Origin of the sequence: Soonwooa buanensis, from assembly GCF_900167905.1 — a bacterium.
Classification (GTDB): domain Bacteria; phylum Bacteroidota; class Bacteroidia; order Flavobacteriales; family Weeksellaceae; genus Soonwooa; species Soonwooa buanensis.
Genome location: NZ_FUYZ01000009.1, coordinates 50,885 through 65,022 on the forward strand (window position 1 = coordinate 50,885; position 14,138 = coordinate 65,022).

The 14,138-nt window shown below is 35.4% G+C and carries 14 protein-coding genes; 6 read left to right on the forward strand and 8 right to left on the reverse strand.

Going from position 1 to position 14,138, the window contains the following annotated elements:
- Positions 1-3: 3 nt before the first annotated feature.
- The 3 genes from B5X62_RS12020 to B5X62_RS12030 all read left to right on the forward strand — a co-directional run bounded on the left by B5X62_RS12020 (position 4) and on the right by B5X62_RS12030 (position 2,843).
- Positions 4-996 (forward strand): AAA family ATPase, encoded by a 993-nt coding sequence (locus B5X62_RS12020; protein WP_079667677.1) that lies wholly within the window; start codon positions 4-6, stop codon positions 994-996.
- 14 nt (positions 997-1,010) lie between these two features.
- The gene (locus B5X62_RS12025; protein ID WP_079667678.1) at positions 1,011-2,333 is read left to right on the forward strand and encodes a DUF58 domain-containing protein; all 1,323 of its coding nucleotides are present in this window, start codon (positions 1,011-1,013) and stop codon (positions 2,331-2,333) included.
- A gap of 90 nt (positions 2,334-2,423) precedes the next feature.
- Positions 2,424-2,843 carry an OsmC family protein gene (locus B5X62_RS12030; protein WP_079667679.1) on the forward strand — a complete coding sequence of 140 codons (420 nt, stop codon included), beginning with the start codon at positions 2,424-2,426 and terminating at the stop codon, positions 2,841-2,843.
- Between the two features lie 72 nt (positions 2,844-2,915).
- On the opposite strand, the gene B5X62_RS12035 is transcribed toward B5X62_RS12030, so the two are convergent.
- Both B5X62_RS12035 and rho read right to left on the reverse strand, forming a co-directional pair.
- Positions 2,916-3,866, reverse strand: a complete 951-nt coding sequence (locus B5X62_RS12035) for an isopenicillin N synthase family dioxygenase (RefSeq protein ID WP_079667680.1) — start codon at positions 3,864-3,866, stop codon at positions 2,916-2,918.
- A 205-nt stretch (positions 3,867-4,071) separates the two neighbouring features.
- Complete coding sequence (rho, locus tag B5X62_RS12040) at positions 4,072-5,853, reverse strand: transcription termination factor Rho (RefSeq protein ID WP_079667681.1); 1,782 nt, start codon at positions 5,851-5,853, stop codon at positions 4,072-4,074.
- A 171-nt stretch (positions 5,854-6,024) separates the two neighbouring features.
- Here rho and B5X62_RS12045 point away from each other — a divergent pair, with 171 nt between their 5' ends.
- The 3 genes from B5X62_RS12045 to B5X62_RS12055 all read left to right on the forward strand — a co-directional run bounded on the left by B5X62_RS12045 (position 6,025) and on the right by B5X62_RS12055 (position 9,909).
- Positions 6,025-6,414, forward strand: coding sequence for a DUF4293 domain-containing protein (locus B5X62_RS12045; protein ID WP_079667682.1), 390 nt, complete (start codon positions 6,025-6,027; stop codon positions 6,412-6,414).
- A gap of 103 nt (positions 6,415-6,517) precedes the next feature.
- Positions 6,518-8,356: an ABC transporter ATP-binding protein gene (locus tag B5X62_RS12050; RefSeq protein WP_079667683.1), complete on the forward strand. Its 1,839-nt coding sequence runs from the start codon at positions 6,518-6,520 to the stop codon at positions 8,354-8,356.
- A gap of 272 nt (positions 8,357-8,628) precedes the next feature.
- Positions 8,629-9,909, forward strand: coding sequence for a T9SS type A sorting domain-containing protein (locus B5X62_RS12055; protein WP_079667684.1), 1,281 nt, complete (start codon positions 8,629-8,631; stop codon positions 9,907-9,909).
- Positions 9,910-9,952: 43 nt separating this feature from the next.
- Here B5X62_RS12055 and B5X62_RS12060 read toward each other — a convergent pair whose 3' ends face one another.
- Genes B5X62_RS12060 through sufC form a run of 6 tightly spaced genes read right to left on the reverse strand, consistent with a single transcriptional unit; the run spans position 9,953 to position 14,108 of the window.
- On the reverse strand, positions 9,953-10,474 hold the full coding sequence (locus tag B5X62_RS12060; RefSeq protein ID WP_079667685.1) for a hypothetical protein: 522 nt from the start codon (positions 10,472-10,474) through the stop codon (positions 9,953-9,955).
- A gap of 40 nt (positions 10,475-10,514) precedes the next feature.
- Entirely contained in the window at positions 10,515-10,979 is a 465-nt protein-coding gene (locus B5X62_RS12065) for a hypothetical protein (RefSeq protein ID WP_079667686.1), read from the reverse strand.
- Positions 10,973-11,536 (reverse strand): hypothetical protein, encoded by a 564-nt coding sequence (locus B5X62_RS12070; protein ID WP_079667687.1) that lies wholly within the window; start codon positions 11,534-11,536, stop codon positions 10,973-10,975. Before B5X62_RS12070 ends, B5X62_RS12065 begins: the two co-directional genes overlap by 7 nt.
- 35 nt (positions 11,537-11,571) lie before the next feature.
- Entirely contained in the window at positions 11,572-12,882 is a 1,311-nt protein-coding gene (gene sufD / locus B5X62_RS12075; protein ID WP_079667688.1) for a Fe-S cluster assembly protein SufD, read from the reverse strand.
- A gap of 50 nt (positions 12,883-12,932) precedes the next feature.
- Entirely contained in the window at positions 12,933-13,334 is a 402-nt protein-coding gene (locus B5X62_RS12080; RefSeq protein WP_079667689.1) for a four helix bundle protein, read from the reverse strand.
- Between the two features lie 30 nt (positions 13,335-13,364).
- On the reverse strand, positions 13,365-14,108 hold the full coding sequence (gene sufC / locus B5X62_RS12085; protein WP_079667690.1) for a Fe-S cluster assembly ATPase SufC: 744 nt from the start codon (positions 14,106-14,108) through the stop codon (positions 13,365-13,367).
- Positions 14,109-14,138: the final 30 nt, after the last annotated feature.

The following is a 14,138-nucleotide window of genomic DNA, read 5'->3' on the forward strand; positions in this document are numbered from 1 at the left end:
ATTATGGAACAACAAGATCAACCAAGCAACGACTTCCAGTCCAGAATCGATATGTCTGAACTGAGCAACAGCTTACACCAAATAAAACAAGAGATTTCTAAAGTCATCGTGGGACAAGACAAAATGATCGAACATCTTTTGGCGGCACTTTTATCTAACGGACACGTGTTGATAGAAGGTGTTCCTGGTGTTGCTAAGACTATTACATCAAAACTTTTGGCCAAAACTATTGACGTAGATTTTAGCAGAATCCAGTTTACGCCAGATTTGATGCCGTCGGATATTTTGGGAACGTCGGTTTTTAATGTTAAAGAATCTGATTTTAATTTTAAAAAAGGTCCAATTTTCTCGAATTTCATTTTGATTGATGAGATTAACCGTTCACCTGCAAAGACGCAATCCGCGTTGTTTGAGGTGATGGAAGAACGCCAAATTACAATGGACGGCGTAACTTATCCAATGGAAGAACCATTTTTAGTTATCGCTACTCAAAACCCAATCGAGCACGAAGGAACTTATCGCCTTCCAGAAGCACAACTTGACCGTTTTCTTTTTAAAGTTGAAGTAGGTTATCCTGATCTTAACCAAGAAATTGAAATCATTAAAAACCAGCATCACAACAAGCTTGACGACAAAACCGATGTGGTTAACAAAGTCGTAACTGGACAACAATTAAAGACTTATCAAAATCTTGTAAAAGATGTTGTTGTTGAAGAAAAACTGATTGAGTATATCGCTAAGATTATTGTTAATACAAGAGAAAACCAATTCTTATATCTTGGTGCTTCGCCTAGAGCAAGTTTAGCTTTGTTAACCGCGAGTAAAGCTTTTGCGGCGATTCGTGGTCGTGATTTTGTAACGCCTGATGACATTAAAGAAGCCGCACTTGCAGTCCTAAGACACAGAGTAATTGTCGCACCAGAACGCGAAATGGAAGGTCTAACAGCCGACGAAATTATCCGCCAAATTTTAGAATCAATTGAGATTCCACGTTAGATTTTTAAAAAATTATGAAAGCACTTTACCTCAACAACAGATTATTCTTCGCGCTAATGCTAGCGGGCATTATCTACGTGTTGGCTTTCTTTTTCCCGATATTGATTTGGCTGGCACATGTTGTTTTAATTTTGATTTTAATTCTAGCTTTCGTTGATTATCTTATTTTATTTAAAGTAAAAGACGCGATAAAAGCGCAAAGAATGTTGCCAGAAAAATTGTCAAATGGCGATCAAAATCCAGTCAGAATCGATGTTAAAAGTAATTATCCTTTCAAGACTAGGATTAAAATTATTGACGAAATTCCGTTTCAATTTCAGAAAAGAGATTTTTTTATTCAGAAAGAATTGGAAGCCAAGTCGGAAGTTTCAATGCAATATATTTTGGAACCTAAAGAACGCGGTGAATATAGTTTTGGAAGCTTAAATGTCTATGCAAATTCACCAATTGGTTTTGTTGCTAAACGTTTTCAGTTTCAAAAAGATGCTTTGTTACCGAGCTATCCGTCATTTATTCATTTAAGAAAATATGAATTGATGGCACTTCAAAATGAATTTCAACTTGGTGGCATTAAAAAAATTCGCAAGCTTGGACACACCATGGAATTTGAGCAAATTCGTGAATATGTCCAAGGCGACGACATCCGAAGCATCAACTGGAAAGCGACTTCCAAGACCAATCGACTGATGATTAATCAATATCAAGACGAAAAATCGCAACGTATTGTGATGCTCATCGATAAAGGTCGGACGATGAAAATGCCTTTCAATGGGTTGAGTCTTTTGGATTATTCTATCAACGCCACGATGGCTTTGTCGCATATTATTCTTAAAAAAGGAGATCGCGCTGGGATGATGGCTTTCTCTAAAAAAATGGAAAATCGTGTGCCTGTTGATAACAAATCTGGTCAACTTCGCAAGATTTCTGAGGCTTTGTACAACATCCAAACTAACTTTTTCGAGAGCGATTATAACCGACTATATCAAGACGTAAAATTTAGTCTCAACCAACGAAGTTTAGTATTGTTATTCACAAATTTCGAAACTTTGGATGCGTTAAATCGTCAGATTAAATATTTGAGAGGGATTGCGAAAAATCATTTGTTGGTGGTTGTATTTTTTAAAAACGCTGAAATTAATACTTTGTTAAAAACCAATCCCGAAAGTATCCAAGAAATCTATGATGAGATTATCGCAGAGAAATTTGAGTTTGAGAAAAAATTGATTATTCAAGAATTAAAAAAATACGGAATTTACTCTGTTTATACACTTCCGGAGAATCTCAACATCGATGTTATCAATAAATATTTGGAGATAAAAGCGCGCGGAATTTTGTAATTTCGCCTGAGAATTCTCGATACATTTTTTTGCTTCGCCTCGAAAAACCACTCGAATTGACGCACTTAGTAATACAATAAAAATTTAAAAATGAAAATACAACTTAATAGAATCAACGACGATTATTTGTTCGAATGTAGTAACCAAAACGGACATTCGATTTTAATTGACAATACCTCAAAAGAAGGCGCAACAGGTGTTTCGCCAATGGAAACAGTTTTGATGGCAGTTGCAGGATGCAGCGGAATTGATGTGGTTTCGATTCTTAAAAAGCAAAGACAAACGATTACGGATTTCAAAGCAGAGGTTGAAGGTGAGCGTGTACAAGTTGACGATGCAAAACCTTTTAAACATATTAAAGTGATTTTTAAACTAGAAGGTGAAATCGACACTAAAAAAGCTCAAAAAGCAGCAGAGCTATCATTTGAAAAATATTGTTCGGTTTCCAAAACTTTGGAACCTAATGTTGAAGTTAGCTACGAAGTCTTTGTTAATGGAGAAAAAGCTTAAGTTTAAACTAAAAATTTAGATAATAAAAAAGTCAGCAATTATGCTGACTTTTTTATTTTTGAAAGAATGGTTTTACTTTTTAATTAAACCTAATTCTATTAATCTTTCTGTTAAGAATTCACCTGCTGTGATGTCGTCGAAAGCTTTTGGATGTTCGTCGTCAATTGTATTTTCGAGAACATTCAATGGCATTTCGCTGATTGGATGCATAAAGAACGGAATCGAAAAACGTGACGTTCCCCACAATTCTCTCGGTGGATTTACAACTTGGTGGATCGTAGATTTTAATTTGTTGTTAGAATGTCTTGATAACATATCGCCAACGTTAATCACCAATTCGTCATCTTGTGCAATCGCATCAATCCATTCGCCTTTATGGTTCTGAACCTGAAGTCCTTTACCTTGTGCGCCCATCAACAACGTAATCAAGTTGATGTCACCGTGCGCTGCTGCTCTCACAGCATCTTTTGGTTCATCTTGGATTGGTGGATAATGGATAGGACGCAGGATTGAATTTCCGTTTTTGATGTAATTATCAAAATAAAACTCATCCAAACCTAAATAAATAGCCAAAGCTCTCAACACATAAATACCCGTTTTTTCTAATTTTTGATAAGCTTCTTTACCAACTTCATTAAATTTTGGTAACTCATCAACCATCACATTTTTCGGATATTCTGCCTCTAATTTTGGATTGTTTTCGACATATTGTCCAAAGTGCCAAAACTCCTTAAGATCGCCAGTTGTACGACCTTTTGCAGATTCTTTACCAAAAGAAACATAACCACGTTGTCCTCCAATACCTGGAATCTCGTATTTAGCTTTGGTTTCTAATGGAAGGCTGAAAAAGTTGCGTACTTCTGAGTACAGATTTTCAACCAATTGGTCATCAAGAAAGTGACCTTTAAGTGCTACAAAGCCGATGTCTTCGTAGGCTTTTCCGATTTCATTTACAAATTTTTGTTTACGTACCGGATCATCCGATAGGAAATCACGCAAGTCAACACTAGGAATGTTTTGCATTGTTTGTAATTTTTATACGAATGTAAATTTAAGCAAATTTTCAAAGGCTATAATAAAATTTAATGACAAATTATTTTTAACCCAAAAAGTATCATGAACAGGTGTAAAGTTTATGTTTAAAAAAGGTAAAAGCATTATTTGTTTTAAACCATAAAAAAACAGCTTCATTTTTATAAAGCTGTTTTTGAATATTTTAAGAAAAATCTTATTTGTTCATTGACATTAAGAATTCTTCGTTGTTGCGTGTGTTCTTCATGTTTTTCATCACAAAGTCCATTGCTTCTACAGGATTCATATCAGAAAGGTATTTTCTCATAATCCACATACGTTGTTGTGTTACTTCGTCTTGAAGCAAATCGTCACGACGTGTACTAGAAGATACCAAATCGACTGCAGGATAAATACGTTTGTTAGCAATTTTTCTATCCAATTGCAATTCCATGTTACCTGTCCCTTTGAATTCTTCAAAGATCACTTCGTCCATTTTTGATCCAGTGTCGATAAGAGCCGTTGCGATAATCGTCAAAGATCCACCACCTTCAATCTTACGAGCCGCTCCAAAGAAACGTTTTGGTTTGTGAAGCGCATTAGCATCAACACCACCAGAAAGAATCTTTCCAGATGCAGGCGTAACCGTGTTATAAGCTCTTGCCAAACGCGTGATAGAATCTAGCAAAATCACAACGTCGTGACCACATTCTACCATTCTTTGCGCTTTTGACAAAACAAGGTTCGCCACTTTAACATGCTTTTCTGCTGCCTCATCAAAAGTAGAAGCGATAACTTCGGCATTCACACTTCTTTGCATATCGGTAACTTCCTCTGGACGTTCGTCGATTAAAAGTACCATCATGTAAGCTTCTGGATGGTTTGCAGAAATAGCGTTGGCGATATCTTTTAATAAAATCGTTTTACCAGTTTTTGGTTGCGCCACAATCATCGCACGTTGACCTTTACCAATCGGTGCAAAAAGATCTACAATTCTTGTTGATAAAGTCGAATTACGACCAGCAAGATTAAATTTTTCTTGAGGGAAAAGTGGCGTCAAATATTCGAAAGCTACACGATCTTTAATAAATTCTAAATCTCTACCGTTAACTTCTGTTGGCTTTTGTAAAGAGAAATATTTCTCACCTTCTTTTGGAAGTCTCACGATACCTTTAACAGTGTCACCCGTTTTAAGACCATAATTTCTGATCTGCGCTGTCGATACATAAACGTCGTCCGGCGAAGAAATATAACTAAAATCCGAAGAACGTAAGAATCCGTAGTTGTCTGGAAGAATCTCCAAAACGCCTTCGATGGTTACAAGTCCATCAAAGTTAAACTCTTTCTTAGCTGGTACTTCTTCCTGCTGAGATTGTTGTTCTTTATTCGGATTGTTGTTGTGGTTGTGTTGTTGGTTGCCGCGGTTTTGGTTTTGTTGACCTTGAGAATTCCTGTTTTGGTGTTGCGGCTTTTGCGTTTGTTGTGGTTTGGGAGCGACAGCTTCTACTGGTGTAGTGCTTGTTGTGCTCTCGGGCTGAGTTTCTGTATTGTTAGCTTCTTCAGCTTTCGGTTCTTCCGTTTTAGGACGTCTCTTGCGAGGTCTCTTAGTTGTTTTGTCTGCTTCCTGTTCCGAAGTTGCTTCTGCTGTTGGCGTTTCTGCTACTGGAGCAGCAACTGGTTGTTCTTCAACTTTAGCTTCTTCGACTGGGGCAGCTTCTGTAGCAACTGGCTCTGGCTTAGCTTTTGGCTTTCTACCAGGTTTTTTGGCTGGTGTTGCTTTTTGTTCTATTGCTTCTTCTTTAATTTCCACTTCCTTCATAAGTTGGTTGTTGGCTTCTAAGTAGGATTTTATTTCGGTTTGATGCGTTGACTGATAATCTAAAATCGCAAAAACCACTTGTTCGTGTTCGGGTTTTCTACTGATTTTAACGCCTAAATCTTTTGAAATTTGAGTCAATTCGTCGAGCGACTTTGACTTCAGCGTATCAATGTTAAACATAAATGTTGTAAAAATATTGTATTTTAAAACTTTGTAAGTAAGAAAGTTAAACCAGGCGGCTTAATTATTTTCTGAGTGATTACTATGCAAATCTACATTAATTTTTGAAATACGCAAAAATTATTTTAAATTTGCCTAATCTTTTAAAGATAAAGAAGATACTAAAATTTTATGATCCAAAGAATACAGTCCGTTACCATGTTCTTTGCTGTATTATCAGCAGTCTTTTTATTCTTGACTTCACAAGATGTTGTCATCGTAAAAAGTGTACCGGTAATGCTTATTGCATGTATTGTCCTAGTACTTTTGGGCTTGTTAAGTATTTTTAGTTTCAAAAATAGAAAAAGACAAATTCTACTGAACAACATCAGTATGGTTATAAACGCTTTGTTGATCGGTTTGTTGGGGTATTGGTTACTAAGTTTATCCGGAGGAATTAGTTTTCCTGAGAAGGGTATTGAGCCAGTTTTTCCGTTGTTGGCGATTATCTTTTTACTCATGAGTAATTTGTATATCCGTCGCGACGAGAGGCTCGTAAAATCTGTCGACCGTCTTCGATAAATCACACAACGATTTTTTTGAGTTTAAACAGCTTCTTATTAAGGAGCTGTTTTTTTTATGTTGTTGCGGAAATGCATTACATTTGTAGCTTAATCAATTTTCAATGAATTTATATAGAAGAATTCTACGATTTGCTGCTCCACACCAAAAATATATCTACGCTAGTTTATTTTTCAATGTTTTATATTCTCTATTCCAGATAGCATCATTAGGGACAATTTTACCCGTTTTAGGGATGTTGTTCGGAACCATAAAAATGGAAGACAAGCTTGTAGAACCCATATATGACGGACACATTTCGCATTATTTTAATTATCTAAAAGAATACTCATATTATTATATTCAATCTCAAGTTAACGAAAAAGGCGCTTTAACCGTTTTGGCTTGGCTTTGTTTGATAACAGGATTTATGTTTTTACTCCGTAATATTTTCCGTTATCTAGGCGCTTATTTACTTATTTTCTATCGTGTTGGTGTGACAAAAGACTTGCGAAGTGCGATGTATAATAAGATTTTAGCTTTGCCAGTTTCGTTCTTTACAGAACAGAGAAAAGGTGATTTGATGTCGAGAATGTCGAACGATGTTGGCGAAGTCGAGAATAATATTTTGGGCAGCTTGGTGGATTTAATCAATTCGCCCTTTATGTTAATCAGTACTTTGGTGACTTTATTTTATCTAAGTCCGCAATTAACTTTATTTAGTTTAATCGTTTTACCAATCATGGGAACACTTATTTCTTTAATTGGAAAAAGTCTTAAAAAAGATTCTCACGAAGCTCAAAACGAATTAGGAAACATCTTCTCTATTGTTGATGAAACCTTAAAGTCCACTAAAATTATTAAAATCTTTAATGCTGATAAATTATTAAGTAACCGCTTTTCTGGTTCGATGACAAAATGGATTAATAATTCCGTAAGTCTCGGTCGAAAAAAAGAACTAGCGTCACCAACCAGTGAGTTTTTGGGTGCGTTAACTTTTTTGATGATTACTTGGTATGGCGGTAAAGAGATTATCGTTAACCAAAGTATTCGTCCAGAAGATTTCTTGGTATTCTTGGGTATTTTCTTCCAAATTTTACCGCCTATTAAAAGCCTTTCTTCTTCGATTTCTAATGTACAAAAAGGTGAAGGATCTTTGGTTCGTGTGATGGATATTTTGGACGCTGATGTCAAAGTTGATGAAATTCCGAATCCTGTTCCGATTTCTGAGTTAAAAGACAAAATCACTTTTGAGAATGTTGGTTTCTATTACAATCAAGAACATTTAATCCTAAAGAATTTTAATTTAGAAATTAAAAAAGGACAAACCGTCGCTCTTGTTGGACAAAGTGGAAGCGGAAAAACAACGATCGCAAACTTGCTAACGCGTTTCTATGACGTGTCAGAAGGTAGCATCAACATCGATGGCGTTAATATTAAAAACTTAAACTTAAAACAATACCGTTCGATTTTAGGAATGGTTACACAAGAGTCGGTTTTGTTTAACGACACCGTTTTCAACAATATTGCGATGGGTAAAGAGAATGCAACTCGCGAAGAAATTATCGAAGCTGCAAAAATTGCTAATGCTCACAACTTTATCGAAAGCCTTCCTGAAGGTTACGACACCAATATCGGTGACGATGGTAACAAGCTTTCTGGCGGACAAAAACAACGTGTGTCGATTGCGAGAGCTGTTCTCAAAAATCCACCAATTATGATTTTGGACGAGGCAACTTCTGCGTTAGATACAGAGTCTGAGCGTTTTGTACAAGATGCTTTGGAAAAAATGATGAAAAACAGAACTTCACTGGTTATTGCGCACAGATTGTCAACCATCCAAAAAGCTAATCATATTGTGGTGATGGAAAAAGGTGAAATCGTCGAACAAGGCAGCCATCATGATCTTATGGAAAAGAATGGCGTCTATCGTAAGTTAGTTGAATTACAAAATTTTGAGTAGATTTTAATCTACTTACAATCTATTTTAAATATAAAGTGATGTCAAATCTGGCATCACTTTTTTGTTTATCTTTTTTAAATTTTAGTTCTAAAATGAATGAATTTTTAAAAGACATCATTTATATTCTCACGTAACAAAAAACACCATAAACAGCTCTCCTATTGACATCTACATTACTTAAAATATCAAGATTCATGAATTTTAAAACACTTACTTTTTTAGTAAAAAAAGACGCATAGTATTTTTGAGCATCAAATATTTAATAAAAAATCATGAAAAAAATCTACTTAGGCGTTGCAATTAGTTTGCTATCCGTTACATCTTTATTTTCACAAAAGAAGTTTAACTTTCTTAATCAAACATTTGGGACTGCTATTTACGGAATTAATAAAAACGGTGAAGGTGTTATGGGTTTAAGGTATTATAATTTTGCTACAAATACGCTTACCGCTGCCGAATCACAAGTTGGGACGCTTGCATCAATCAACGATAACGGACAATATGCAGGCGCAACTTTTTTGGATGAAGTCAATTATATTTTTCAACCAAGTTTTAAAAAATCTAGCAATTGGCAAGCAATTCCTTGGTTTTCTGAGTCTGTCCCAAGTCAATCTCAATTTACAACTTACAAAATTTCGCCAAACGGAAAATGGGTTGTTGGGCAAATGTCAATTGGTACAGAACAATACGGAATGTTTATCTTCAACACCGAAACAATGGAAATGAAACGCGTGATCGGTGGCGATTATGAACATTATGCCGCTTATAGCGTTAACGATAACGGAATTGTCGTGGGATGGGCTGACCTTTTAGGAGTTGGGACAAAAAGAACGCCTGTTTATCTTAATGTTAATGATATGCAAGTTCACGAATTTTTACCAACACCTTCAGCCATTCTTAATGCGGCAGGCGGCATTAATGCGAACAATATCATTGTTGGAAATTATGAAAACCAAGCTTTTTATTACGATCTGAACAATAATAATTTCCAATCACTAGATAATCCTGCAGGTTCTATTTCGTGCTCTTTAATGGACATCTCAAACACTGGAGTTGCTGTTGGTTTCGCAAGTATGGGTGGAAATTCCAGAAAAGCCGTTATTTATCATCCGTCGATGGGAAATACTCCCATGTATTTAACAGATTTTCTGTCTTCTAACGGAATCGATTTTTCGACAGCGACAGACCAAACTTTAGGAACTGCATCAACAATTTCTTCGGATGGAAAATATATTGGAGGCTTCATAAACTCAACAATGGCGGCATTTGCGTATGGTTGGGCTGTTTATCTAGATGACGCAACTTTAGGAACTACCAATAATCTTACGACATCCAAAATCTCAATATATCCTAATCCTGTTGCGGATAAACTTAGTATAAAAACAAATGAAAAAATTTCTAACGTCGAAGTTTACAATATCGCTGGAACAAAAACTCAAATTCTAAAAACACAAAATAATGAAATAGATGTTCGTCATCTGTTGCCTGGCACTTACATTATCAAATCTAATATTGGTAATAAAGTCTTTAGCGAAAAATTTATTAAAAAGTAAATGTGATTTCCAAATGAAAAAGAGCGAAAATTTCGCTCTTTTCTTATGCTTGATTATGTTGAATATTGTCTATCAAACTCAAAACTTTTAATTTTTGATCTGCATATTTAGCTTGAAGTTCAGATCCTTCGCCCATTCTTCGATAATATTCTAAAGCTTTTTCTGCAAAGAATTTTTTGTGATAATCACTAACATCAGGAACGTTCGGAAAATTGGTATGAAATAACATTTCGTAGTAAGCTTGCCATTCGCGTTCGTTCTTATCTTCCAGCATCATTTCGGGAGATTTTTGTCGGACGTGCAACATCTCGTGAGCAATCATATTAATGACTAAATTAAATTCAAAATCAAATAAATTTCGGGGTATTAAAACCATTTGACGCTCACCAATATCACCATTTGCAGTCAACAAAATTGAGTTTTTCTCTAACTCGTCGCGAAAACCAAAACCTTCTAAATTTGGATGATCGAGCTCAAATTCATAAACAAGAAATTTAGCCAAATCCAAAATCTGATTGTTCTCTTTATAAGCATTAATGTTAAACATCAGCTGATCGTAATTCATCCCAAAAAATTTTACGAATGTAAAAAAAACTTTGTTTGTGCTAAATGTTTTTCTCGCCTTTATTCATTTTCTTCATCGTGTTAACTTTCACTTTTCTAAATGGTCGTATCATCTTTTTAATTGGTCGAAGTGATCGTAAATAAATGGTGACAACCAAAGAAATACAAGCCGCTGTTCCCAGCGCGCCTCCAAAGCCTTTAAATTCTTTTGAAATATTTTGATAAATCAACGTGAAAATAATTGGAGCGATAAATAAATTGAAGTTTTTAAAATGTTTCCTCGAAGAAATCATCCCAATGAACGTAGATCCAATCACGATAAACGGAATATCTTTCGGTAAATCGAAATGCCAAAACCAGGTGTTGAACTGGTAAAATCCTCCAACCAACATGGCTATTAATCCAGAGGCTCGAACGGGGCCTAATTTTAAATTTTTGTTTAAATGATAGGTTAACCAAGCTCCAGAAATGGCTAAAACGATATTGATAATCAACGTTTCTACCATGGCAAAAAGAATTTATAGATTACATACGCGTACAAAACGCCCATAAATGCTAAAGTTCCTAATTTTCCGCCAATTCCGTGGAAATAATGATGCGAAAATGTATAAAAAACCGCCGTTAAAATCGTTGAAAGAAATATAAAAACATAACCATACGGAAGTTGTGTCATGCCCACAAAAGCCCCACAATAGATGGCAATCGGCCAATGCGCAGCTGATTTCATTTGATACTTAATATGTCGGGTAAAGCTTCCCGTAAAACCTACCAATCCTGCTGCAAAAACGGTATTTAAACCAACTGTAGATTGTAAAAAATAGGTCGCAAAACTTCCTATCAAAAACCAAACGAACAAATCGTAATGCACTTCATGTTTCAATTCGATGTGCAAACGGTGTTTTTTTCGATACGACAAAGCCATTCCCAAAACAATCAACGAAAAAGCAATGAGAAACCATGGTTTCAAGTTCTTTTCTTTGATGATGGCCACAATAAAATAAACCTGCGCAGCAATGAACAGGAATAATAAGAGTTTCGGAATTAACTTTTTAAAATTTTGCATTTAAACAAAAATAGGGCGATTAACGCCCTACTTCTTTATTCTTCAATAATCAGATCTACGCCTAATTTTTCGGCTAAGAGTTTTGAAATTTTTAATTTTAGTGGCTCGATATCAATGTTTTGCATGGCATCGTTTGCGAAAGCGTAAAGCAACAGAGCTTGCGCTTCATTCTTCGAAATTCCACGTGCACGAAGGTAGAACATCGCATCTTTATCCAATTGTCCAACCGTACAACCGTGCGAACATTTCACGTCATCAGCAAAAATTTCCAACTGAGGTTTGGTGTCGATTGACGAACCTTCAGAAAGCAAAATATTGTTGTTTTGCTGATAAGCATTGGTTTTTTGAGCAATTTTATCTACAAAAACTTTCCCGTTGAAAACTCCGTGAGATTTTCCACCGAAAATTCCTTTGTAGTTTTGGTAAGACTCGCAATGCGGTTGATTGTGATGAACCGCCGTGTGATGGTCCACTAATTGGTCTTTATCAATCACCGTAATTCCGTTCATAAACGAATTGATGTTGCTTCCGTTTTGAATAAAATCTAAGTTATTTCGCACTAATTTTCCCCCAAAAGAGAAAGTATTTACCGTTGCCAAACTGTCTTTTTTTTGCTTAGCATACGTATTATCAATTAAATACGAACTATCACTATCGTTTTGAAGTTTATGCCAATCTGCTTTTGCATTTGGATAAACGAAAATTTCCGTCACCGAATTCGTGAACGTAAAACTTTCATCAAAATTGTGATGACTTTCAATAACTTCTACTTTCGAATTTTCTTCAACAATTAACAAATTACGCGTGTTGTAAAATGTGTTTTCTTGTTGATTTTGAGAAAGATAGAACACATGAATTGGTTTTTCAATCACGGTATTTTTTGGAACGTGAAGGAAAAACCCGAACTTACAATACGCATCATTCAAATCCACAAATGTGTTGTTTTCCAATGCAATAGTATTGAAATATTTATCGAAAACCGCTTTGTGTTTTTCATCATTCAACGCATGATTGAAAGACAACATTTCGATATTTGCAATCGAAATTTTCGACAATTCTTTGTGTAATTCTCCGTTTACAAACACGATGTAATCGAAGTTTTCCTCGCCCAAATGCAATGCATCAATTTGCTCTTTCGTAATATGATGCTCGTTGGTTGGGAAAAAATTGTAGTCTTTTTTTACAATTTCTGCAAGGTTGGTGTATTTATATTCTTCGTCTTTCTTCGTCGGGAAGCCCAATTCAGCAAACTTTTGCAAAGCCGCCTTTCTTTTATCATCGAGAAAACGATGCTTCAAGCTTTCTAAAAAAGAAGTATGTTTTTCTAAAATTTGGTCTAATAGCATATTTGAAATTTGAAGTTTGAGATTTGAAATTGAGGTCGCTAAACTTTCGTTTATTCCTCGTTCTTCCGATTGAATTTATTTCCTTTATGAGTTGAATTTTTCAAATAGTTAATAAATCCCGAAAGCTTTTTTGAAATCTCTAAACTTTCATTTTTTAGTTTTAAATAAGTTTCTTCATCCAGATATTTTCTATCAAATGCTCTTATAAGTTGCGACCGAACTTCACCAGCGGAACCTTTAGACATTATAAGAAAATTAACAAATTCACGATTTCCTTCTCTTTCAAAACCCTCAGCAATATTATCCATTATCGAGGAAGAAGCTCTGTCAATTTGCGTTTTATCATATCTCTGAAATTTGTCGTTGAGCACGCAATTTTGATAAATGGACTCACAAAATCTTCTTGAATTTTGCCAAATTTCCAAATCTTCAAAATTATTTATCGTTCCCACAATTTCAAATTTCAAATATCCAATCTCGAATTACTTAAGCAGCCAATCGTAGCCTTTTTCTTCTAATTCTAATGCAAGAGATTTGTCTCCTGTTTTGATGATTTTTCCATCCGCTAAAACGTGTACGAAATCAGGTTGAATATGATTCAAAAGTCTTTGGTAGTGCGTAATTAAAAGAACCGCATTTCCTTCATTTCTGAATTTATTCACACCATCCGAAACAATTCTCAAAGCGTCGATATCCAAACCAGAATCGGTTTCGTCCAAGATTGCCAATTTCGGGTTGAGCATCATCATTTGGAAAATCTCATTTCTCTTCTTTTCACCACCAGAAAAACCTTCGTTTAACGAACGAGAAAGGAAATCTTTTTTAATTTCCAAAAGCTCCGATTTTTCGCGAATCAAAGACAACATTTCTTTTGCTGGCATATCTTCAAGACCGTTTGCTTTGCGGTTTTCGTTCATTGCGGCTTTAATGAAGTTCGTTACCGAAACTCCCGGAATTTCCACCGGATACTGAAACGACAAGAAAATCCCTTTGTGTGCTCTTTCTTCTGGAGCATCTTCGATGATATTATCACCTTCGAAAAGGATTTCACCATCCGTTACTTCGTACTCTTCTTTACCAGCAATCACCGATGAAAGCGTAGATTTACCAGCACCGTTTGGTCCCATAATCGCATGAACTTCACCCGGTTTTATCTCTAAATTGATTCCTTTTAAAATTTCTGCGCCATCTTCAATTCTGGCGTGTAAGTTTTTAATTTCTAACATAATTTTTAATGTGGTAATTAGATAATCTGA

What these genes read in the sequence shown, in the direction of transcription:
- B5X62_RS12020 (WP_079667677.1), top strand. Translation starts at nt 4, where the DNA reads ATGGAACAACAAGATCAACCAAGCAACGACTTCCAGTCCAGAATCGAT.
- B5X62_RS12025 (WP_079667678.1), top strand. Translation starts at nt 1,011, where the DNA reads ATGAAAGCACTTTACCTCAACAACAGATTATTCTTCGCGCTAATGCTA.
- B5X62_RS12030 (WP_079667679.1), top strand. Translation starts at nt 2,424, where the DNA reads ATGAAAATACAACTTAATAGAATCAACGACGATTATTTGTTCGAATGT.
- B5X62_RS12035 (WP_079667680.1), bottom strand. Translation starts at nt 3,866, where the DNA reads ATGCAAAACATTCCTAGTGTTGACTTGCGTGATTTCCTATCGGATGAT.
- rho (WP_079667681.1), bottom strand. Translation starts at nt 5,853, where the DNA reads ATGTTTAACATTGATACGCTGAAGTCAAAGTCGCTCGACGAATTGACT.
- B5X62_RS12045 (WP_079667682.1), top strand. Translation starts at nt 6,025, where the DNA reads ATGATCCAAAGAATACAGTCCGTTACCATGTTCTTTGCTGTATTATCA.
- B5X62_RS12050 (WP_079667683.1), top strand. Translation starts at nt 6,518, where the DNA reads ATGAATTTATATAGAAGAATTCTACGATTTGCTGCTCCACACCAAAAA.
- B5X62_RS12055 (WP_079667684.1), top strand. Translation starts at nt 8,629, where the DNA reads ATGAAAAAAATCTACTTAGGCGTTGCAATTAGTTTGCTATCCGTTACA.
- B5X62_RS12060 (WP_079667685.1), bottom strand. Translation starts at nt 10,474, where the DNA reads ATGAATTACGATCAGCTGATGTTTAACATTAATGCTTATAAAGAGAAC.
- B5X62_RS12065 (WP_079667686.1), bottom strand. Translation starts at nt 10,979, where the DNA reads ATGGTAGAAACGTTGATTATCAATATCGTTTTAGCCATTTCTGGAGCT.
- B5X62_RS12070 (WP_079667687.1), bottom strand. Translation starts at nt 11,536, where the DNA reads ATGCAAAATTTTAAAAAGTTAATTCCGAAACTCTTATTATTCCTGTTC.
- sufD (WP_079667688.1), bottom strand. Translation starts at nt 12,882, where the DNA reads ATGCTATTAGACCAAATTTTAGAAAAACATACTTCTTTTTTAGAAAGC.
- sufC (WP_079667690.1), bottom strand. Translation starts at nt 14,108, where the DNA reads ATGTTAGAAATTAAAAACTTACACGCCAGAATTGAAGATGGCGCAGAA.